Source organism: Bordetella flabilis (assembly GCF_001676725.1).
Classification (GTDB): Bacteria; Pseudomonadota; Gammaproteobacteria; order Burkholderiales; family Burkholderiaceae_B; genus Bordetella_C; species Bordetella_C flabilis.
Genome location: NZ_CP016172.1, coordinates 5,429,466 through 5,449,548 on the forward strand (window position 1 = coordinate 5,429,466; position 20,083 = coordinate 5,449,548).

Annotated in this window: 18 protein-coding genes; 7 read left to right on the forward strand and 11 right to left on the reverse strand. The window is 66.8% G+C overall.

The genetic code is table 11. The features are described 5' to 3' along the window. The first annotated feature begins 67 nt into the window (after nt 1–67). Complete coding sequence (locus BAU07_RS24190; protein ID WP_415830446.1) at nt 68–994, forward strand: Bug family tripartite tricarboxylate transporter substrate binding protein; 927 nt, start codon at nt 68–70, stop codon at nt 992–994. A gap of 83 nt (nt 995–1,077) precedes the next feature. On the opposite strand, the gene BAU07_RS24195 is transcribed toward BAU07_RS24190, so the two are convergent. Both BAU07_RS24195 and BAU07_RS24200 read right to left on the reverse strand, forming a co-directional pair. Next, nucleotides 1,078–1,548, reverse strand: a complete 471-nt coding sequence (locus BAU07_RS24195) for a tRNA (cytidine(34)-2'-O)-methyltransferase (protein WP_066663515.1) — start codon at nt 1,546–1,548, stop codon at nt 1,078–1,080. 14 nt (nt 1,549–1,562) lie between these two features. Then, a complete protein-coding gene (locus tag BAU07_RS24200) occupies nt 1,563–2,348 on the reverse strand; it encodes a ComF family protein (protein WP_232338195.1) in 786 nt (261 codons plus the stop codon). 257 nt (nt 2,349–2,605) lie between these two features. On the opposite strand from BAU07_RS24200, the gene BAU07_RS24205 reads away from it, so the two are divergent. Further along, nucleotides 2,606–3,562, forward strand: a complete 957-nt coding sequence (locus BAU07_RS24205) for a methyltransferase domain-containing protein (protein WP_066663519.1) — start codon at nt 2,606–2,608, stop codon at nt 3,560–3,562. Nucleotides 3,563–3,718: 156 nt separating this feature from the next. Here the strand turns inward: BAU07_RS24205 and BAU07_RS24210 are convergent, their stop codons facing one another. The 8 genes from BAU07_RS24210 to BAU07_RS24245 all read right to left on the reverse strand — a co-directional run bounded on the left by BAU07_RS24210 (nt 3,719) and on the right by BAU07_RS24245 (nt 14,684). Beyond that, on the reverse strand, nt 3,719–4,963 hold the full coding sequence (locus BAU07_RS24210; RefSeq protein WP_066663522.1) for a YbdK family carboxylate-amine ligase: 1,245 nt from the start codon (nt 4,961–4,963) through the stop codon (nt 3,719–3,721). Nucleotides 4,964–5,183: 220 nt separating this feature from the next. Continuing rightward, nucleotides 5,184–6,653 carry a TrkH family potassium uptake protein gene (locus BAU07_RS24215; protein WP_066663523.1) on the reverse strand — a complete coding sequence of 490 codons (1,470 nt, stop codon included), beginning with the start codon at nt 6,651–6,653 and terminating at the stop codon, nt 5,184–5,186. Between the two features lie 105 nt (nt 6,654–6,758). Beyond that, nucleotides 6,759–8,138 carry a Trk system potassium transporter TrkA gene (trkA, locus tag BAU07_RS24220; RefSeq protein WP_066663525.1) on the reverse strand — a complete coding sequence of 460 codons (1,380 nt, stop codon included), beginning with the start codon at nt 8,136–8,138 and terminating at the stop codon, nt 6,759–6,761. Beyond that, nucleotides 8,135–8,812: a response regulator gene (locus BAU07_RS24225; RefSeq protein ID WP_066663526.1), complete on the reverse strand. Its 678-nt coding sequence runs from the start codon at nt 8,810–8,812 to the stop codon at nt 8,135–8,137. The genes trkA and BAU07_RS24225 overlap by 4 nt, the downstream gene beginning before the upstream one ends. 12 nt (nt 8,813–8,824) lie before the next feature. Then, nucleotides 8,825–11,230 carry a sensor histidine kinase gene (locus BAU07_RS24230; RefSeq protein ID WP_066663529.1) on the reverse strand — a complete coding sequence of 802 codons (2,406 nt, stop codon included), beginning with the start codon at nt 11,228–11,230 and terminating at the stop codon, nt 8,825–8,827. Beyond that, nucleotides 11,227–11,805 (reverse strand): DUF4390 domain-containing protein, encoded by a 579-nt coding sequence (locus BAU07_RS24235; RefSeq protein ID WP_157122559.1) that lies wholly within the window; start codon nt 11,803–11,805, stop codon nt 11,227–11,229. The genes BAU07_RS24230 and BAU07_RS24235 overlap by 4 nt, the downstream gene beginning before the upstream one ends. A 39-nt stretch (nt 11,806–11,844) precedes the next feature. Next, the gene (gene rsmB, locus BAU07_RS24240; protein WP_066663538.1) at nt 11,845–13,191 is read right to left on the reverse strand and encodes a 16S rRNA (cytosine(967)-C(5))-methyltransferase RsmB; all 1,347 of its coding nucleotides are present in this window, start codon (nt 13,189–13,191) and stop codon (nt 11,845–11,847) included. 254 nt (nt 13,192–13,445) lie between these two features. Beyond that, complete coding sequence (locus tag BAU07_RS24245) at nt 13,446–14,684, reverse strand: YbfB/YjiJ family MFS transporter (protein ID WP_066663541.1); 1,239 nt, start codon at nt 14,682–14,684, stop codon at nt 13,446–13,448. A gap of 194 nt (nt 14,685–14,878) precedes the next feature. Between BAU07_RS24245 and BAU07_RS24250 the strand changes: the two genes are divergently transcribed. Continuing rightward, nucleotides 14,879–15,763: a LysR substrate-binding domain-containing protein gene (locus BAU07_RS24250; RefSeq protein WP_066663544.1), complete on the forward strand. Its 885-nt coding sequence runs from the start codon at nt 14,879–14,881 to the stop codon at nt 15,761–15,763. A gap of 59 nt (nt 15,764–15,822) precedes the next feature. Here BAU07_RS24250 and BAU07_RS24255 read toward each other — a convergent pair whose 3' ends face one another. Beyond that, a complete protein-coding gene (locus BAU07_RS24255; RefSeq protein ID WP_232338196.1) occupies nt 15,823–16,632 on the reverse strand; it encodes a MipA/OmpV family protein in 810 nt (269 codons plus the stop codon). Between the two features lie 126 nt (nt 16,633–16,758). On the opposite strand from BAU07_RS24255, the gene BAU07_RS24260 reads away from it, so the two are divergent. The 4 genes from BAU07_RS24260 (at nt 16,759) to BAU07_RS24275 (ending at nt 19,897) form a co-directional block, all read left to right on the forward strand. Next, entirely contained in the window at nt 16,759–17,424 is a 666-nt protein-coding gene (locus BAU07_RS24260; protein ID WP_084025962.1) for a response regulator transcription factor, read from the forward strand. Next, a complete protein-coding gene (locus BAU07_RS24265; RefSeq protein ID WP_084025963.1) occupies nt 17,421–18,794 on the forward strand; it encodes an ATP-binding protein in 1,374 nt (457 codons plus the stop codon). The genes BAU07_RS24260 and BAU07_RS24265 overlap by 4 nt, the downstream gene beginning before the upstream one ends. Nucleotides 18,795–19,061: 267 nt before the next feature. Then, a complete protein-coding gene (locus tag BAU07_RS24270; protein ID WP_157122419.1) occupies nt 19,062–19,400 on the forward strand; it encodes a hypothetical protein in 339 nt (112 codons plus the stop codon). Between the two features lie 98 nt (nt 19,401–19,498). Continuing rightward, nucleotides 19,499–19,897, forward strand: a complete 399-nt coding sequence (locus BAU07_RS24275; RefSeq protein ID WP_066663566.1) for a hypothetical protein — start codon at nt 19,499–19,501, stop codon at nt 19,895–19,897. Nucleotides 19,898–20,083 lie beyond the last annotated feature (186 nt).

The following is a 20,083-nucleotide window of genomic DNA, read 5'->3' on the forward strand; positions in this document are numbered from 1 at the left end:
TCGCGGCCGCCGCGGTATCCGCACGCGGCGGCTGTTCGTGGCGATGGCAGGCCTGGCCCTTGGCTTGATGGCCGGCGCGCAGGCGCGGGCCGAATGGCCGGACCGTACCATCGACATGATCGTCCCCTTCCCGGCCGGTTCGTCGCCCGACCTGCTGGCCCGCATCGTGGCCGAGCCGCTGTCCAAGGCCCTGGGCCAGCCGATTATCGTGCAGAACAAGCCCGGCGCCGGCGGCAACATCGGCACGCGCCTGGCGACCGAGGCCAAGCCCGACGGCTATACCCTGCTGTTCACCATCAACGGCCCGCTGGTCACGGCACCGACGCTGTACCGCAAGACCCTGGGTTATGACCCGTTCAACGACCTCGCGCCGGTAACCCTGGTGGCCACCAGCCCCAATGTGCTGGTGGTGCCCAGCGACCTGGGCGTCAAGACCATGGCGGATTTCGTCAGGCTGGCCAAGGCTCGCCCGGGCGCGCTGAACTACGGCTCGGTCGGGCCCGGCAGCGCGTCGCAACTGGCCATGGAGATGTTCAAAAGCCAGGCCGGCCTGGACATCGCCCATATCCCCTATCCCGGTTTTCCGCAGGTCATCAGCGCCATCATCGCCGGGGATATCCAGTCCTCGTTCATGGTTCCGGCGATCGCCATGCCGCAGGCCCGCAACGGCAAGGCGACCATCCTGGCCGTGACCAGCCTGAAACGCGCCGACACGTTGCCGGACATCCCGACCATGGCCGAGCAGGGTTATCCGGGCTTCGAAGCCATTTCCTGGGACGCCATCCTGGTCCCCGCCGGCACGCCCAGCATGATCATCGAACGGCTCAACAGTGAACTGGCCCGCATCATCAGCAGCGACAAGGTGCGCGCGCAGATGGCGGTGCAGTACTTCACGCCCGCTCCGTCGTCCCCGGACGAGCTCACCACCCGGATGCGCGACGAAAAAGCGCGCTGGGATACCGTGATCGAGAAGCTGGGCCTGTCGCTGGATTGAGACGCAGGCAGGGCCGGGTGGCGTATCGTCGAGGCGGACTGCCGCTGGATGCCGCCCGGCGCGATGCCGTGTCCGCGTGCGCCTCAGGCGCCTCCGGCATAGCCGCACTGGCGCCAGGCCTCGAACACCATGACGGCTACCGCATTGGACAGGTTCAGGCTGCGCTGTCCGGCACGCATGGGCAGGCGCAGCCGCTGCGCGGGCGGAAACAGCCCAAGCTGCTCTTCGGACAGCCCGGCCGTTTCACGACCGAACACGAAAACATCGCCGGCCTGGAAGGCGGCATTGGCGATCGTATGCCCGGTGCGCGTGGTCAGCGCGAATATGCGTTCCGCGGGCGCGCCCGTGGCCGCCAGCGCCTCCGGCAGGCCGGGATGGACGCGCACCGGCTGCCATTCGTGATAATCCAGGCCCGCGCGCCGCAGCCGCGCGTCGTCCAGGACGAAGCCCAACGGTTCGACGAGATGCAGTTGTGCGCCGGTGTTCGCGCACAGGCGGATGGCGTTGCCGGTATTCGGAGGAATCTCCGGCGAAACGAGAATGACGTGGAACATGGACGGGCCTGACGCTATGGCAGGCGATATTGTGCCAGCGCGCCGCCATCGTCGACCGGCGCGCGTGCGGCGACCAGTCCGACGATGTGGCGGACGCCGGCCGCTTGAAGGGCCAGCGCGGCGGCATGCAGGGTACTGCCCGTGGTCATGACGTCATCGACCAGCGCGATACACCGTGCCGGCTGGGACGCGGCGCAGGCATAGCGCCCGATCGCCCCCTGCAGGCGCTCCGCACGCCTAAGCGTGCTTTGCTTCGGCCCTTCGCGCGCGCATACGAGCCAGCGGCGGCGTAGCGGCAGCCCCGTGCGCAGCGCCAGCGCGCGGGCCAGTTCCGCAGCGGGATTGAAGCCGCGCCGGCGCAGCGAGGTTCGGGATGCGGGAATGGGCACCAGGATGGTGTCTGGCGGCAGCGCGCCGCAGGGCAGGCCTGGCCGGCGCGGGCCGCCTGCCGGGGCCTGCAACGCCCGCATCACCAGGTCGGCCAGCACCTCGGCCATGGCGTACTGGCGCGCGACCTTGAAACGGGCGATCAGCATGTCCCCCGGGGACTCGTAATCGAAGCCCGCCACGACGCCGGCCAAGGCCAGCGGCCGGCGCGCGCAGTCAGGACACGGTGCGTCCACGACCGGCAGGCGCAGGGCGCAGCGTCCACAACGAGGCTGGGTCGGATGCATGGTCGCACAGACATCGGCGGCGCAGCCCTCGCACAGCCCAGCCCCATGGGCGAAGCCGTCGCACATCGGGCAGCCGGCGCCCGCGGCGCGCTGCAGCAGGCGGCGCAGGCCAGGCCAATATGTCATGACATCTCCTTGGATAAGAACCCGGGCCGGGCGCGCCACCGGACGAGACAGCGGACCGTGCCGCGCAACGGCTCCGCCCCGCGTCCGGCCTCCTGGTTCCCGCGCTCTGCGCCCTGCCCGCTGCGTCCTGCGTACGGCACGGGGCCGGCAAGATACGGCGCGGACCCGCGTCGACCGGCCTCGATCGGCAATGAGCAATAATGGCCGCACGTATTTCATCCTGATTTGCGCGCCCGTCCGCGGGCAGCGCGACCGAAATGTCCGACTCGCTTCCCGCACTACCCATCGTCAGCGCCCATGTGGCGCGCCAGTTCGCGCGCCGCGGCGACCTGGAGGCCGCCCAGTTTCTGTATGGAGAAATCGGCCGCCGCATGCTCGAACGCCTGCGCTACATCCGCCTGCAACCCACACGCATGCTGGACGCCGGCTGCGGCGCCGGCGCCAGCCTGCCCCTGTTGCGCGAGCGCTATCCCGCGGCGGAATACCTGGGCCTGGACGCCTGTGCCCCGCTCATTGAGATCGCCCGCCAGCACCACGCGCCGCCGAAGCGGACGGGGCTGCTGGGCCGCATGACGGCCGCGCTGTCACGCCATGGCGAAAGCGGCGCCCAGGCGGCGCCCCGCTTCATCCATGCCGACATGGCCGAGACCGGCCTTCCTCCTGAGTCGCTGGAACTGGTGTGGTCCAACGTGGCGCTGCACTGGCACCCGCGGCCCCATGACGCGCTGGCCGAATGGCGGCGGATCCTGAAAGTGAACGGACTGGCCATGTTTTCTTGCCTGGGGCCCGCCACCCTGCGCGAGCTGCGCCAGGCGCTGGCGGACGCCGGCCTGCGTACCGCCACGCCCTCCTTCGTCGATATGCACGACTTCGGCGACCTGCTGGTGGAAAACGGCTTCGCCGACCCGGTCATGGACCAGGAAACCCTTACCCTGACTTACCAGAATCCGGCAAGGCTGCTGGAGGATGTACGGGCGCTGGGCGGCAACCCGGCCGCGCAGCGCAAGGCGTCCTTGGCGACGCCCGCATGGCGGGCGCGCCTGTGCGACGCGCTGGAAGCGCAGCGCCGCCCGGATGGCACCATTGCGTTGACCATCGAGGTCACCTATGGCCATGCCTGGCGGGCAGCGGCGCGCCGGGCGGCACCGGGCGAGACCCGGCTTTCCGTCAGCGCCATCGGCGGACGCCACCGCCCGGGACCCGGCCAGGGCTGATGCCCAGGGGGCCGCCGACACGCCCGCACGGATGCGGGCGCGAGACGGCACGGGGATGGCGCCGCGGCCTTCAGTAGACAGCTTCTTCCACAGCCGGCCGGCAATAATGGCCGCACGGCCCGCCAAACCGATGCACCCGCCCGCGTAGGCGAGCGCCTAGTGCAGGCGCCGTGGCGCCGAAGGCTGGGCCAGGGTCTGTACGTCCACGCCGCCCAGCGGTTCGGACGTCGCGCGCACGCGCCGGCGCACCACCGCCGTCGGGTCATGGGCAGCCATTCCCACCGAGCCGATCTCGCCCCGGAAAGCGCCCGTCATGGACTCGACCACCGAAGGCAGGTCGCGCAGGCGGTGGAACTGGGCGCGCAACCAGCGCGAATCGTTACCGGCACGCAGGGCGTCGTCGCGCAGCGCGGCCAGCATATCCGCCGTGCCCAGCTCTTCGGCCACCGGCATGAGCCGGCCGAACAGGCCACGCAGGTGATCGATGAGCCGCAGGCGTTGGCCTTCGGCCGTCACATAGCTGCCCTGCAGGCCGAACCGGCACGCCTGGAAATGGTTGCTGCGATACGCCAGCCACAGCCCGCCTTCGGGCTGCGGTTCGCGTTCCAGCAAAACAGCCAGTGCCTGGGCGAAACCGGCCAATTGGCAGGCGCGCTCCACGGTCAAGGGCGTGTCGCAGACACGGATTTCCACGGTGCCGAAGTCGGGTTTGGGCCGGATATCCCAGTACAGATCCTTGATGCTTTCGGCCAGGCCCAGCGTGCGCAACTGCGCCACATGTGCCTCGAAGCGATACCAGTCGGTCACGTCCGGCGGCATGTTGCCGGCCAGCGGGAAGCTGTTGACCGCGTTCAGGCGGCAGCAGGAAAACAGCGTGTCGACGCCTTCGTAGTACGGGGAGGACGCCGACAAGGCGATGAAGTGCGGCACATAGGCCGACAACTGGCGGGTCAGGGTGATGGCCTGGTCGCCGTTCTTGACGCCCAGGTGGATGTGCTGGCCGAAGACGGTGAACTGGCGCGCCAGGTAGCCATACATCTCCGCCAGGTACTGGAAGCGCGGCGTATCCGATATGGAGCGTTCCTGCCACCGCATGAAGGGATGCGCGCCGCCGCCGGCCACGGAGACGCCGACAGCATCGGCGGCCTCGCACAGCGCGGTGCGCATCTCGCGCATTTCGGCGAGCAGACCCATGGGGTGTTCGTGCACGGAAGAATTCAGCTCGATCATCGAGCGGGTGATTTCCGGCTTGACGCGGTCCGCGATCGGGTGATCGGCCATCTGGGCCAGCAGTTCGTCCGAAGCAGCAGTCAGGTCGAAGGTCCGCGGATCGATCAATTGCAGTTCGAGTTCAATGCCCAGCGTGTTGGGGGCGGAAGGGACGAACGGGATCTGTTCCATCTCCTGCTCCTAGTATCTTATGGTCGGGGAAGGCGTCGGGCGACGCGGGAAACTGCGGTTCCGGCGTGCCACGTCTTGACGCGATCCCGCAGTTTAGCCGCCCGATACCGCCATAAACCGTGAAAATCGTGACATTAATGAGCAACAGCGGGTAACGTGCCGCTATGTCGCGGATGTGGCGTAAGCAAGTGCTCACCTATGCGGGATAATCCGGAGCGCTTCATTTGCGCCAGAAGGCAGGCGTAAACAATATGAGCACAGTAAAAAGTTCCAACCTGCCAATCAGCATGCCAAAGGTACACAACCACGTCTGGAAATCGCTCAGCACTGCGAAACTTCCCATGGGACCGATGGCGCCCAGCCCCGGGCCGGTGTTGTTCACGCTGGCCACGACAGCGCTGAAGGCCGTAACGGGGTCCAGGCCGGACACCAGCATCAGAATGGTGAGGACAGCGATGGACATGCCGTACATCAACATGAAGGCCAGCACCGAAGCCATGACGCGGCCATCGACGACGCGGCCTTGCAGCCGCACAGGGCTCACGGCCTGGGGATGAAGCATGACGACCAGCTCGGTGCGCGCCTGCTTGAGCAGCAGGATCGCCCGGATCATCTTGATACCGCCCCCCGTGGAACCGGCCGAGGTCGCCACCCCCGACAGCAGCAGCATCACCAGCGGAGCGAAGATCGGCCACTGCGTGTAATCGGCATTGGCATAGCCGGTCGTGGTAACCACCGAGACAGTATTGAAGATGCCGTAGCGCAGCGCCTCGGCCACGGTGCCGTAAACGCCATCGACATAGAGGAAAAGGGAAACGACGAGGGCCGCGCCGATGGTGAGCGCCAGATAGGGAATCGTTTGCGTACAAGTGCGGTAGGGACGCAGGCTGCGGGTCTGCACAACGCTGAAATGCGTGGCGAAATTGATGCCGGCGATCAGCATGAATACGATCGCCACGATTTCCACCGCCACCGAATCGAAGTGAGCGAAGCCGTCGTCCCAGGTGGAAAATCCCCCCAGTCCCATGGTGGTGGCCATGTGGCACCAGGCCTCGAACCACGGTAGGCCGGCCAGGCGGTAGGCCAGCAGGCACAGCAGGGACAGGCCGAAATAGATGGCGTATAGGGCCTTGGCGGTGCTGGCGATGCGCGGCGTCAGTTTTTCGTCCTTGATGGGCCCCGGCGTTTCAGCCCGGAAGATCTGATGTCCGCCGACGCCCAGCAGCGGCAGAATCGCCACGGCGAGCACCAGGATGCCCATGCCCCCCAGCCATACCAGCGTCGCGCGCCACAGGTTGATCGACGGTGGCAGCTTGTCCAGGCCGGTCAGCACGGTCGCGCCCGTGGTGGTCAGCCCGGACATCGCCTCGAAATACCCGTCGGTGAAGGAGAGCGGCGTGCCGGCACGGTCGAAATAGATGTACAGCGGAATCGCCGCCAGCAAGGGCAGAACCGTCCACACCATCGACACCAGCAGAAACCCGTCGCGGGGCCGCAGCTCGGCCCGATGCCGGCGCGTCACCAGCCACAGCACGCCGCCGGCCGCGAATGACAGCAGCATGGCGTCCACGAAGGCCGCCAGCGCCGCGTCGCCCGTATAGATCGCCAGGCCGACCGGCAAGGCCATGGTCGTCGCAAACAACGCCATCGTCAGTCCAAGCAGGTTCAGGATGCCAGCAAGCCGACTCATGCGGCGGCTCCTTTGGCCGGGCAGCGGCCTTGCCGGCTACCAGGAATGGGCGCGGCGACCGCCGGTGATGCCATGGAGCCGTTGTGTCGCATGCGTGCGGTCGCCTCAGAAGAAGGACGCGGAAACCTGGAACAGCTTTTCCACCCGGGCCATCTGCTGCCGGCCCGGCACGAACACGATGACATGGTCGTCCGCCTGGATGACGGTATCGGGCGCGGGAATGATGATCTCGTCGCCGCGTACCAGCGCGCCGATGGTCGCGCCCTTGGGCAGGCGCAGCTCGCACACTTGCCGGCCCACGACCTTGGACGTGTGGCGGTCGCCGTGGGCCACGGCTTCCAGCGCTTCGGCCACGCCCTGCCGCAGGCGATGCACGGCGACGACGTCGCCGCGCCGTACATGCCGCAGCAATTCCCCCATGGTGGCCTGCGACGGCGAGACGGCGACATCGATATGGCTGCCCTGCATCAATTCCCCGTATGCCTGGCGATTGATCAGGGCAATCACCTTGCGGGCCCCCAGCCGCTTGGCCAGCAGCGAGGACATGATGTTGTCCTCGTCGTCACTGGTCAGTGCCAACCAGGTGTCCATATCCTCGATATTCTCGCGCTCCAGCAAGGCTTCGTCGGTGGCGTTGCCATGCAGGATCAGCACGCTGTGCGGCAGCTTCTCGGCCAGGTACTTGCATCGCACGGCATCGCGCTCGACGATGCGCACGCTGTAGCCCTCTTCGGCCAGTTGCCCCGCCAGCCGCAAGCCGATATTGCCGCCGCCCGCGATCATGATGCGGCGCGCGGTCTTCTCCGCCTCGCGCAGTTGCCGTATGGCGCGCCGCGCATGGCGGGCGTCGGCGACGACGACCACTTCGTCGCCCGGCAGCACCACGGCGCCGCGGCCCGCCTGCAGGGGCCGGCCGTCGCGCACGATGTCGATGATGCGGGCCGATACGTCGGGCCAGAGTTCCGCCAGCGTCTCCAGCGTGCGGTTGCACATGGCGCTGCCGCGCCCGACGCGGGCGGCCACCACGCTCACGCGGCCTCCGGCGAACTCCACCACCTGCAAGGCCTCGGGGAACTCGATCAGGCTGTGCAAGTAGGTCGTGACGCTGCGTTCCGGGCTGATCAAGGCATCGATGCAGAAGCCTTCGTCGCTCATCAGCTCAGGGTGATCCAGCACGTCCGATGAGCGTATGCGCGCGATTCGGCGCGGCACGTTGAAAATCAGGCGTGCGATGCGGCAGGCAACCAGATTCACGGCATCCGAGGCGGCGCAGGCGATGAACAGGTCGGTGTCCTCGGCGCCGGCGTCGCGCAACACGGAGACTTGCGCACCGTCGCCATGCACGCCGCGCAAGTCGTAGCGCTCCTGCAGGTCGCGCAGATTGCGTGCATCGGTATCGATGACGGTGATGTCGTTGTGCTCGGAGACCAGGTTCTCGGCCACGCTGGTACCTACCCGCCCCGCACCGAGAATCAGGATCTTCATGTGCTGCGCTTGCGCGCGGACTCGATACCCAGTTGCTTGAGCTTGCGGTACAGGTGCGTGCGCTCGAGCCCGGTCTTTTCGGACACCCGGGTCATGCTATGGCTTTCGCGCACCAGGTGATATTCGAAATAGATACGCTCGAACGCGTCGCGCGCCTCACGCAAGGGCTGGTCAAGCGAGATGCTGCCCAGCAGGCCGTTGCTGGCCGCGGGCGCTTCCACCGCATTGGCCGACAGCGAAGGGGCATCGAGCTCGTCTTCCAGCGGGACGGCGGAGGTCGACGCAGCGGTGGGAGCGGCCTGCGGGGCGCGGCCACGCGACAATGCCGCTGAAATAGTTTTTAACAACCGCTGCAGGGTGATCGGCTTTTCCAGGAAATCCAGGGCACCGATGCGGGTGGCCTCCACGGCCGTATCGATGGTGGCGTGCCCGCTCATCATGATGACCGGCATGTCGAGCAGGCCTTGCGAGCCCCATTCCTTCAGCAGGCTCACGCCATCGGTGTCCGGCATCCAGATGTCGAGCAAGACCAGATCCGGACGCGACCGCAGACGAGCGGCTCGGGCTTGCGCCGCGTTTTCGGCCAGTTCGACCGTGTGTCCTTCGTCGTACAAGATCTCAGACAGAAGTTCGCGTATGCCGACTTCGTCATCAACCACCAGAATTCTGGCCATAAACCCGTCCACCTATTGCGTAGCCGCATTATCCTGTTGTTGTGCGGTTGCGTCCAGAGTATCGAGGCCGTCCGCCAGGCGGGTCAACAGTATCGAAACGCGGGCCCCGCCTTCACGCCGGTTCGCCAGATCGATACGCCCGCCGTGCTCTTCCACGATCTTCCGGACAATTGCCAATCCTAACCCAGTCCCATGGGCCTTGGTGGTCACGTAGGGCTCGAAGGCTCTTTGCATGACCTGCGGCGAAAAGCCCGGACCGGTATCGGTGACCGTGAATCGCAGGGCATATTGCTCGCTGCCATCGCCCTGGCGGGCCCGCGTCAACTGTGTCGAAACACGGACCCTGCCGTCCTGCTGGTCGGCAATGGCATCGCGGGCGTTGGCCAGCAGATTGTGTATGACCTGCCGCAACTGCGTGGGATCGCCTTCGATGGCGGGAAGGCCCGGTTCCAGGCTGACCTCGAGATTGAGGGAGTTCTGGTGCCCGCGCGTGACGCCTTCGATAGGGTCCCACCCGTATAGCGTCAGCACATCTCCCACCAGGCCGTTGAAGTCGATGCGCTTCATCACCGCGGGCGGCGTACGGGCGAATTCACGGAAGTCGTCGACCATGTGCTTGAGCGAGGCCACCTGGTCCACGATGGTGTTGGTCGAGCGCTCCAGCATGCGCCGGTCATTCGGTTCGAGCCGGTCGGCCAGCTTCATGGCCAGCCGTTCCGCGGACAGCTGGATGGGCGTGAGCGGATTCTTGATTTCGTGCGCCAGGCGCCGGGCCACTTCGCTCCACGCCACCGCCCGGTTCGCCGACATCAATTCGGTAATGTCGTCGAAGACGACCAGGTAGCCGTTGCCGCGGCCGTCCACGCGCAGATGCGTTCCGCGCGCCAGCAAGGTCACCGTCTGCGAGCCCGGCGTCGGAACTTGCGGCATACCGGGTTGCGCGGCATTCTGCGCCACGTCCTGGACCGGTGGCATATCCAGCTGCGCCGCCTGCGACAGCGCGGCGAAAGCCTGCGTGGCCTGGGTCAGCTGGATCTCGAACTGCTGCTGCCAATGCTGGCGTTCGGAACCGACCGCGGCATGCGCGGCGAAGGCCTGGCGCACGACCTGCGCGAAAGGCAGCATGCCCTCCACCGTTTCCAGCGGACGCCCGATGACGGATCGCAGGTCGGCCTGAAGAATGGTCTGCGCCCCCTGGTTGACCGTGGTCACACGGAAGGCTTCGTCGAACACCAGCACGCCGGAAGACAGATTGGAAAGGACGCTCTCCAGATAGACATTGGAACGCTCCAACTGCTGCCGGTTGCTTTCCACCATGCGCCGGGCCTCGTCCAACTGCCGTGTCATGGCATTGAACGAACGGGTAAGCTGGCCCACCTCGTCGCGTTCCGGAGGTTCGGGAAGCGGTCGGTAATCGCCCACGCCCACCGCCTGCGTACCGGCCGCCAGCCGCAACAGCGGCCGCACCAGGCGCTTGGACAGCGACAAAGCCACGGCGATGGCGGTGAACACCGACACCAGCAGCGCCAGCGTCAAGGTAATGCCATACAGCTTGCGCAGCCCCAGCCGCGAAAGCGCCAGTTCCTGGTAATCGCGGAAGCCCTGTTGCACGCGGTTGGCGTTGTGGGCGATCTGGTCCGGCACGGGCTGTATCAGCTGCAGCCAGCGCGGTTCGCTGGACGGCCCCGTCAGGCTGTCGAAGCGGGCCGGGGCGACCAGCGGGATGACCACGCGCAGATGCAGCCCGCCGCCGCCCCGGTCCAACGGGTCGTCGGCTTCCGCCGCCGAATACCCGCGCGACAGCCGCAACTGGTTCAACACGGTGGGGGGTGGCAGCTCCGGCAGCAATTGGCCGTACTGGTTGGTGGAGAAGGCGATCATGCGGCCGCCGCCCGTGAAAACCATGGCTTCCTGCACGCCATTCGCCTCGCGCAAGCGGGTCAGGGCAAGGGCGATATCCCTGTCGGCGGTGCGGTTCAGTTCCGGCGCCATGGAACGGGCGCGCGCATCCAGGTCCGCGAGCAGGGAGTCGAGCGCGGCGCGGCCCAGGTTCAGGCCGGCTTCCAGGGCGCTATCGACGCGCACATTGAACCAGGACTCGATGGAGCGCGACATGAACTGCACCGACAAGGTGTAGATCAGGGCACCCGGCACCACGCCGATCAGCGTGAAGGCCAACGCGAAGCGTGCCGTCAGGCGGGCACCGAATTGCCTGCGCCGTATCTGCCGTACCAGCTTGACGGTCAGCGCGACGACCCAGGCGAACAAAGCCAGGGCGACCACGCCATTGAGCACCAGCAGCGCGTCGTAATAGCGCGCGAAGCGTGAAGCATTGCCCGTCGACCAGGCCAGCAGGCCCAGCAACATCACGCCGGCCAGGGCGCCGGCGACCAGCGCCATCCGCAGGAGGAACCTCATCGCCCGCTCCCCGCCGCGATGGCGAAGTCGAAATCGGCCCAGGGCGTGGCCACAGACCAGGAACTGCTGTTCAACGCGTTCACCTGGAACGGCCGTGCCAGCATCGAGGTGTCCAGACGCAGCCGCAACTGGCCCTGGTAGCGCACGCCGGTAGACAGGTCTCCCGCATCCGCCACGGCCCAGCCGCGGATGTGCCGCACCATGTCCATGGCGGAGTCCAGCGACTGGACCGGCAGCGTCAGTTCGCCCACTCCGGCGCGCCACTGGCGCGTCAAGGCGTTATAGACGATGCGCCAGGTAATGCTGGTGTCGGCAACCGTGGTGTCCAGCCACCACCAGCGGGACCGCGTGATCTTCAGGTCGGCCGTGAAATAGAGCGGCACGCCGCGCTCGGCCGCCTCGCGCAACTGGTCGTTCAGCTCGAAGCGGACATCGGCATCGATTTCCACCTTGCCGTTGCGGATCATCGGATCGATATTGAGGACTTTAGGTTCGGCCGCGTACGCGCCGCCCACCCAGGTAGACAGGAGCGCGGCGACGAACAGGAACGAAAACAAGCGGGTAAGCATGAACATACGAAACATCAGCGCTCCAACCCCGGTATTCTTGGCGATTCAGCCGGCCTTGGCAAACAAGGCATAGAAAAAGCCGTCATGCTCTCCCGCCGCCGTGGCGGCCGCCGCAACAGGCAACAGCTGGCCCGGCGCCTCCAGCCGCCGGGCATCGTCATGGCGGGCGGCGAAAGCGGCCGCCTGGCGCTCGCCCTCCTCGGGGAACACGGAACAGGTCACGTACAGCAGGCGCCCGCCCGGTGCCACGGTGCGCCACAACGCATCGACAATGCGGGCCTGCAGCTTGACCGTGCGCGGGACATCGTCGGCGCGGCGCAACCAGCGGATGTCGGGATGCCTGCGCACGATGCCGGACGCCGTACAGGGCACGTCCGCCAGGACGGCATCGAAAGGCCGCCCGTCCCACCAGGCGTCCAGATAGGCGGCATCCGCAACCTGGAGCGTTACGCGTGGAGATTCCAGGCGCAGCCGCTGGAGATTGTCCCGCACCCGCTGCAGGCGGGCCGAATCCGCGTCCAGGGCCAGCAGGTCGACATCGGCCATTTCCAGCAAATGGGCGGTCTTGCCTCCCGGCGCTGAACAGGCATCGAGCACACGCATGCCATCCGCGACGCCCAGCAGCGGAGCCGCCATCTGCGCCCCGGCGTCCTGCACGGACCACCAGCCCTCCTCGAAGCCGGGCAGGCGCTGTACCGGCCGAGGCTGCGCCAGAACGACGCCGCTCGGCCCGGTCGCCTCGGCGGCAATCCCGACGCCAGCAAAGGCAGCCAGCACGTCTTCCCGCGCGGCGCGCCGTCGGTTGACTCTTAAAGTCAGCGGCGCCGGTATGTTGGCGGCGGCGAGCACGGCTTCCCAGTCGTCCGGATAGGCTGCCCGCACCTTGTCCACCCACCATTGCGGATGGTTCCAGCGCGCCTCGACCTGCCGCGCCAATTGGACCTGCAGCCCGTCGGCATCGCGCAGATAGGCGCGCAGCGCACCGTTGACCAGGCCCTTCAAGCCGGCCAGGCGCGGCATGTCCGCCGCTGCCTGCACGGCCTGGTCCACCACCGTATAGGGCGCGTAGGCCGGCATGCCCGCCGCCGTGCCGCTGCCGGACGCCGGCGCGGGCAGCAACAGCGCCAGGCTGACCAGCAGCAAGGCATCGGCGAGCGGTTCGGGCGGCGTGCGGGGCACCAGGATGCGGCGCAGGACGCGGGCCTCGCCCAACCTGCGCATGGCATGGAAGGACAACGCCTGTGTTCCCGCCCGCAAAGGCGCCGGAACCTGCGCGATCGCGTCGGTCATGGATCGCCCGGTGAGCACAGCCTGCGTGACCGCGGCGCTCTGCGCAAGCAGATCACGCAGCGGCGCGGCGCCCGGGATGGGGGGTGGGGAAGTTTCGGGCATACGGACGGGGCGGGGACAGGCGTATCGGATGGCGCGGCAGGCACCCGCCGCGGGACCTCCCAATGGTACCTGGAGTCACCCGCCCCGACATCGGCCGTACCGGCCGTGCGGTGGAAGCGGTCGGCGCGCCGGCCGCGATGCGCCACGCGGGTTCCCCGGCGCGACCGCGGTGCCCCGTACGCTGGCCGCATGGCCCACGGGTACGAATGCCCGCGCCCGCGCGTGGCGAGAGCGTCCCTCGCCCAGGCACCCGCCTATGGGCCGGTAATACGCGCGGCCTGCACACGCTCACGCGCGCCGGCCAGCAGGTCGATCATAAACGCGCACACCATGGCGCCGGTCCCCGCGAGGAACAACAGCCTGTAATCGGCGCCGCTGCGCGCGAACACGTACGACAGGCCGTAAGCGGCCATGGCCTGGAACAGCGCGAACGCCACCGTGGCGGTCCGCCAGGCCGGATCGCGCCGGGCGGGCTGGTGCGCGAGCAGTTCGTGCACCCGGCCCAGCACCAGCGGAACGGTGCCGGTCACAAATGCGCCCACCACCACGCTGGAGACCACCAGCCATGCCGGAGCGGGATGGAAGGCAGGAATGGCCACGCCTATGGTTTGAAGGGCGAAAGCCAGGCGCAAGGCCCGCTTGAAGCCGATGCGGTCCGCCAGATAGCCCACCAGGATGGGACCACCGGTGGCGCCGATGCCGAACAGCACCCAGTATTGGGAGCCCCTGGCCACGCCCTCGCCCAGGCCGCGCGCGACGAAGTCCACAAGGAAGATCATGTGCGGCACCCAGCCCGCGGCGTTCAGCGCGTACTCCACGTAGAGCGCGCGCAGCGTCGTGTCATTGGCGCGCGCCGGATGCGGGGCGACCGGCACCGCAGCCGTTGGCGCCGGCCGCGACGGCCAGCCCTTCCAGGCAATGGCGGTCAGGACCAGGGAAAGCCCCGCGAGCGCCAGCCAGGTATCGCGCAAGCCGTCCTGCAGCAGCAAGGGCACCAGCGTGCCGGAGGCGGCGATACCCACGCCCACGCCCATGAAGATCAGGCCGCCCGCCAGCCCACGGCGCCGGGCCGGTATATGAGGCAGTACCGCAGGCGCGGCAAGCACCATCAAGGCGCCCCCCGCCAAACCGGCCAGGAAACGCCAGCCGAAGAACCACGCAAACGACACCGGAAAAGCGCAGGCGAGGAAGGCCGCGGTCGCCAGCAGCATCATCGCGCGCAGTGCGGTCGCCACGGGCACCCGTGCCGCGAACGGCCTTCCCGCCAGGGCCCCCACCAGGTAGCCGGCCAGGTTGGCGGCGCCCAGGTAGGCGGCCGCCGCGGCCTCGAACCAGTGCGCGCCCACGATCGCGGGCAGCAAAGGGGTATATGCGAAGCGCGCCAGCCCGATTCCCACCAGGCTGGCGCAGAAGGCGGCCAGCGTCGCCCAAATGGCATTCGCCGGCGGGGTCCGCGGCGCACTGACATCATCCAGGGCGGTGGCGTCGTCCATGGGGCTTCCACAGGAAAATCTCGATGGACAAAGATTACGCGCCCGCTCTAATCTAAGGAAATGAATTTGCCAGATATCGGCTATCTGTTTGGCAGATATCCTGCAGGCGCTACGCCGTCGCGCGGTACGGACCAAACCGCGCCATCCCGCTACCCCAAGCGATACCGCGCCCTGCAACAGCCGGAACACCAGCCATGGAAATCGCAGATCTGAAGACACTGGAAGCCGTCGCCCGGCACGGCAGCATGAACCGCGCCGCCGTCGAGCTGCACACCGTCCAATCCAACGTCACCGCGCGCATAAGGTCTTTGGAGGAATCCCTGGGCGTGGTGTTGTTCCAGCGCCATGCGCGGGGCGTCACGGCAACCCCTGCGGCTGAGCGCCTGCTTCCGTTCGCCGGCCGCATCCGGCGGCTGCTTGCCGAAGCGCAGGCGGCGGCGCGCGACGATGGCGATCCCAACGGGCAGCTGCAGCTCGGTGGACTCGAAACCACCACGGCGCTGCGGCTTGCTCCCCTGCTAAGCCTTTTCGCCAAGACCTATCCGCAGGTGCGGCTGGTCATCAGCGCTGGAACGACGGCCGGGCTTTCGCGCGAGGTGGTGGCCTGCGGATTGGACGGCGCCTTTGTCGCCGGCCCCATCAACCATCCGGACCTGGTCCAGGAAACGATGTTCACGGAAGAACTGGTCATGGTCACTTCCCCTTCCATTCGCTCCCTGCGCGCGCTCGCGAATGTCGGCGACGTGAAAACCATCGTGTTCCAGATGGGTTGCTCCTACCGCCTGCGGCTGGAAGCCATCCTGGCGGAGATGGGCATGATCGCCGCCAAGCCGCTGGAGTTCGGCTCGCTCGACACTATCGTCAGCTGCGTCGCGGCCGGCGTCGGCGTCACCCTGCTGCCGCGCGGCGTCGTTGCGGCCGCCGCCAAGGCAGGCAAGGTGGCGATACACCGCCTGCCGCCCGAGCAAGCCAGGGTACAGACCGTGTTCATTCGCCGCCGCGACGGCTATGTCTCCAGCGCGCTGACCGCATTTCTTGACATCGCCCGCAACGGCGGCGCCTTGCGGGAGGCGGCGTAGCGGCGTGCCGATGTCCTGGTTGGCGACCCGCCAGGCCGTCGCCTGGGGGCCGTGGCGCGTCAAAACCGATAACTGATTCCCACCGCCCCGTACGGCGCAGTTCGACGCTCCACAATCGGGCTGTCGCGGGCATCGCCGAGCAAGGTGCGTATGCCCAGGGAAGTCGATAGGGTCCACCGGGGATCGATGGCATAGCGCCAGTTGGCGTAGAGCGTGGCCGAGCGAAAGCCGGCCCCTGCCGAATAGCGGCCCAGGCCGGCCTCGCTGCGCGCGGCCTCCGCGGTGGTGACGCCGAACCAGCGGGACATATCGTCATGGCTGCCCCAGGTGGTCTCCGCGCCCAGGCGCACGGTGTTGCGGCCGGCGTCCCAGATTGCATAGGAACCGTTGAGCTGCACGCGGGTGCCGTAGCCGGCATGCAGCGCCTGGGTCAGTGTCGTGCTGATACGCCAGGGGCCCGGCCGCCACCGCAGGAAGGTGCCGACGGTCCCATGCGCGTCGATATCGTCCAATCCCTCCAGGCGATCGTGGTCGTCGGCGTCCCGCCCCAGGCGCATCCCCACGAAAACCCCCGCCTGCCAGTCCTGGCCCAGATCGCGCTGCAGGCCCAGCGCGGGCAGGCCGTCGCTGGTGTCGATGAAGAATGCGCCACGCCGGTAAGACAGCTCCAGCACCGGGACCGCGTGATAATCCTTCGCGCCCGTGTACTCCGGCACGACGCCCACGCCCAGCCCCACGCTGTTCTGCGCATTGACGGCGCCGGCCGCCAGCAGCGACGACGCGGCCCACAGCGCCATCCGCGCTGCCTGCACCCGCTGCAGTGCCACTGACACAGCGCCGTGGCGCAGTCCTTTTGATTGGCTTTCCATCGATCCACCTTCTCGCATGGCCACCGGACGGAGGCCTTTCAGGAGCGGCATTATCGAGAAGGCGTTTTAAAAGTTTTTTAATTTTGCGCCGATAATCTGCGGCGGTTCCACCACCGGAGGCATACCTTGCACATACTGCTAATCGAGGACGACCCCATGCTGGGGGACGCCCTATGCGGCAGTCTGCGAGAGGCGGGTTACCGGGTCGACTGGTCGACCGATGCCGCGCAATCGCGCGCCGCGTTGACGGACCACGGCTACGACGCAATACTGCTGGACCTGCAGCTGCCCCACGGTTCCGGCCTGGAGATCCTGAAATCCATACGGGAACGCTACGACGCCACCCCGGTGCTTATTCTGTCCGCGCGCGACCGGCTCAGCGATCGCATCAAGGGCCTGGACGCCGGCGCCGACGATTATCTGGTGAAGCCCTTTCCCACGGAGGAGCTGCTGGCGCGGGTCCGCGCAGTGACACGGCGTGCCAGCCACCGCGTCGTTCCGCTGATGCGAATCGGTGATGTACACGTCGATCCGGCACGTCGGCTGGTCATGCGGGCCGGAAACCCGGTGAAACTCAGCATTCACGAATACCGCACGCTGGTCGCGCTGCTCGAACGCCAGGGCCACATCGTCACGCGCGAGCAATTGGAGGATGCGGTCTATGGGCGGCATGGCACCATAGAAAGCAACACGGTTGCGGTATACGTGCACCAATTGCGACGCAAGCTCGGCAACGACCTGATCGCAACCGTCCATGGCTTCGGCTATCAGGTGGGCGACGCAAAGCCATGAAACGATGGCGCGATCTCGCCGCTCCCATGAAAAGCCTGCGTGTCCGGCTGCTGTGCGGCATGCTGGTCGGCATCATCGCCTTCGGTGCAGCGTGGTATTCCCTGCGCGCCTGGGAATTGAACCTGCCGGAAACCGGCTATGTGGACGAACGGCTGCGCGATATCGCGCGCCTGACCGTGGAATCCATTCCCAGAACGCTGTCGCCCGACGGCTCGGTCGCGGCGTACAGCCTGGCGGATACCGTGGAGGACCCCGTAACGGAGACCATTTTCCAGGTCTGGCATATGCCGACCGGAAAACTGGTCCTGCGCTCCCCCATCACGCCCGACGCCCCCTTGAAGCCCGATTTCACTGCCGGCTATGGATACAACATCGTCGGCGGCGAAGAATGGCGCGTATATGCGATATCGGACGCGACGGGAACCATACAGGTCCAAACCGCCCGTAGCCAGAGAGGCCTGGACGCAACGTACCGGCAGTGGGTCAGGGAGGGCGCCATCGCGGCCGCGGGCATATTCCTCCTGTTGGCGGTCATTATGTGGACGGCCATCCATCTCAGCCTGCGCCCGCTCGATCAGGCGCGGGCCACCATCTCCGGCCGGCCGCCCTTCGACAATTCACCGTTGCAGGAACGCAATCTGCCTGGCGAGATCCGGCCATTCGTGCTGGCCATCAATCACCTGCTGGCGCGGCAGGACGCGGCGCTGGAACGCGAACGCCAGTTGATCGCGGATGCGGCCCACGAACTGCGCACGCCCTTGGCCGCCATCCAGGCACAGGCCCAGCGCGCCGCGTCCGCGGCGGATGTGCCGGCCACGCGTACCGAAGTCGCCAAACTCCAGAGTGTCGCCGCCCGCGCGACCCGTATCGTGGAACAACTGCTGGACCAGGCGCGCCTGGATTCGGACGACGTATGCGCCATGGAAGCCGTCGACCTGGCCGACATTATCGATCTGGTCGCGCGCGACTTCGAAGGCGATGCCGCACGCAAGTCGCAGAAAATATCCGTCACCGCACAGGCCTGTCCGGTACTGGGCAACATCGACGCGCTCGGCATCCTGCTCGGCAACCTGTTGGATAACGCCATCCGGTACACCCCGGTGGCCGGACACATCGCCGTTTCCTGCGGCCTCCAGGGCACGACGCCGGTACTGGCCATTTCCGACGACGGGCCCGGCATCCCAGCGGCATACCGAAGCCGCATTTACGACAGGTTCTTTCGTGTACCGGGGCAGGAAGAACGAGGGACCGGCATCGGCCTGGCGCTGGTTGCCCGCATCGCGCGGCTGCACAACGCGGAACTGGTCGAAATGCCGGCGCAAGAAGGCTTTCACCTGACGGTCCGGTTCCCACGCGTCGCGACGGTGTGACAGAGCCCGCATCGGTGCGCCCCCGGACCTGGCGGCGCCACCACGTTGCGGCCCCCGGGCCGCGAAATTACGCCTGCGCCAGAACCTGCGATGGAGCATCGCCCCCCTATTGGGAACGCGCCGCGCATGCTTCAAGGCCTGGATCGAGGACGATACCGACCGAAGCACTCCAGCGGACATTCGAGGTCACAAGGAATTACCCCGCGATCATCCGGCGACCTGCCGGGCTCCGCCTAAGATGGGCCCACCTGCTCCCGGAGACCCGCCATGAGAACAGTCATTGCTTCGTGCTTTCTCGCACTGTTGGCGCACAGCCCCGCCGCTCATGCGGCCGATACCAATAACGGACCCAACACCATATCGGCCATCAAGACCAACTGGGTCAACTCGGACGGCAATGACAACACGAAGGGTTATTGGGTTTATTACTATAAATTCGACGGCACCATCGCCAATGCGGCTGCGTGCCCGAACACATGGGACGCAAAAAGCGCAGACGCGAATATCAACACGCTACTCCAATCGGCTTTCATGTCGGGGATGGCCGTGGACTTCGGCATCTCGAACGACTGCACCATAGATACGGTACAGATCGATCCCCAATGACCGATCGAAAGCGGCGCACGCGCCGCCGTGTTCGATCTGGATGCGCCGTGGGGCCGTACCCGGACGCCGCGGGCCCCGCTCCTCGAGGAGATGATGCGATGAAGCGATTTATCCTGCTCTGCCTGGGATTGGCCCTGTCCGGCTGCTCCGGATTGAAGCCCCATAACGATCAAAATACCTCGGCCGCCGGGGCTCCCCGGAATACATCGTCCAGTGACCCCACTATCGTCAATACAGGCGTTCTGGGCGTAACGGCCACCAAGGGCAACTGGAACAAGGATGATGCGAACAATATCTATCGATACAACTTCACGGGAGAGTTCGGAAGCGCCGATCCTTCTTGCGGCAGCAACTACACCGCCGCGAGCGGCGATCCCAACATAAACAACCTGCTGCAAAGAGCCTATATCCTGCGCACCGGCATCAAGGCGCATATCGGAACCGGGTGCTACTTGAGCTCGGTGGAAATAGGCGGGGCGTCCTTCCCTGCCAACTGAGCACAGCAAGCCGGCGGGTGGCGCATCGCCCGCGACGAGGCCCCCCAACGGCCTGTTTCTGCCGACGCCTGCGATTGAATCGAGCCGCTCGACCGCGCCTCGCAATTTGTCGATATGCATTACTCCCGGACTTCGCCATGCATATCTAACATGCATACGCGAGCGTCCTGGCGATATATCCACTGA

What these genes read in the sequence shown, in the direction of transcription:
- BAU07_RS24245 (WP_066663541.1), bottom strand. Translation starts at nt 14,684, where the DNA reads ATGGACGACGCCACCGCCCTGGATGATGTCAGTGCGCCGCGGACCCCG.
- BAU07_RS24275 (WP_066663566.1), top strand. Translation starts at nt 19,499, where the DNA reads ATGAAGCGATTTATCCTGCTCTGCCTGGGATTGGCCCTGTCCGGCTGC.
- BAU07_RS24195 (WP_066663515.1), bottom strand. Translation starts at nt 1,548, where the DNA reads ATGTTCCACGTCATTCTCGTTTCGCCGGAGATTCCTCCGAATACCGGC.
- BAU07_RS24190 (WP_415830446.1), top strand. Translation starts at nt 68, where the DNA reads ATGGCCGGCGCGCAGGCGCGGGCCGAATGGCCGGACCGTACCATCGAC.
- BAU07_RS24235 (WP_157122559.1), bottom strand. Translation starts at nt 11,805, where the DNA reads ATGTTCATGCTTACCCGCTTGTTTTCGTTCCTGTTCGTCGCCGCGCTC.
- BAU07_RS24265 (WP_084025963.1), top strand. Translation starts at nt 17,421, where the DNA reads ATGAAACGATGGCGCGATCTCGCCGCTCCCATGAAAAGCCTGCGTGTC.
- BAU07_RS24230 (WP_066663529.1), bottom strand. Translation starts at nt 11,230, where the DNA reads ATGAGGTTCCTCCTGCGGATGGCGCTGGTCGCCGGCGCCCTGGCCGGC.
- BAU07_RS24250 (WP_066663544.1), top strand. Translation starts at nt 14,879, where the DNA reads ATGGAAATCGCAGATCTGAAGACACTGGAAGCCGTCGCCCGGCACGGC.
- BAU07_RS24255 (WP_232338196.1), bottom strand. Translation starts at nt 16,632, where the DNA reads ATGGAAAGCCAATCAAAAGGACTGCGCCACGGCGCTGTGTCAGTGGCA.
- BAU07_RS24205 (WP_066663519.1), top strand. Translation starts at nt 2,606, where the DNA reads ATGTCCGACTCGCTTCCCGCACTACCCATCGTCAGCGCCCATGTGGCG.
- BAU07_RS24225 (WP_066663526.1), bottom strand. Translation starts at nt 8,812, where the DNA reads ATGGCCAGAATTCTGGTGGTTGATGACGAAGTCGGCATACGCGAACTT.
- BAU07_RS24215 (WP_066663523.1), bottom strand. Translation starts at nt 6,653, where the DNA reads ATGAGTCGGCTTGCTGGCATCCTGAACCTGCTTGGACTGACGATGGCG.
- BAU07_RS24200 (WP_232338195.1), bottom strand. Translation starts at nt 2,348, where the DNA reads ATGACATATTGGCCTGGCCTGCGCCGCCTGCTGCAGCGCGCCGCGGGC.
- rsmB (WP_066663538.1), bottom strand. Translation starts at nt 13,191, where the DNA reads ATGCCCGAAACTTCCCCACCCCCCATCCCGGGCGCCGCGCCGCTGCGT.
- trkA (WP_066663525.1), bottom strand. Translation starts at nt 8,138, where the DNA reads ATGAAGATCCTGATTCTCGGTGCGGGGCGGGTAGGTACCAGCGTGGCC.
- BAU07_RS24270 (WP_157122419.1), top strand. Translation starts at nt 19,062, where the DNA reads ATGAGAACAGTCATTGCTTCGTGCTTTCTCGCACTGTTGGCGCACAGC.
- BAU07_RS24210 (WP_066663522.1), bottom strand. Translation starts at nt 4,963, where the DNA reads ATGGAACAGATCCCGTTCGTCCCTTCCGCCCCCAACACGCTGGGCATT.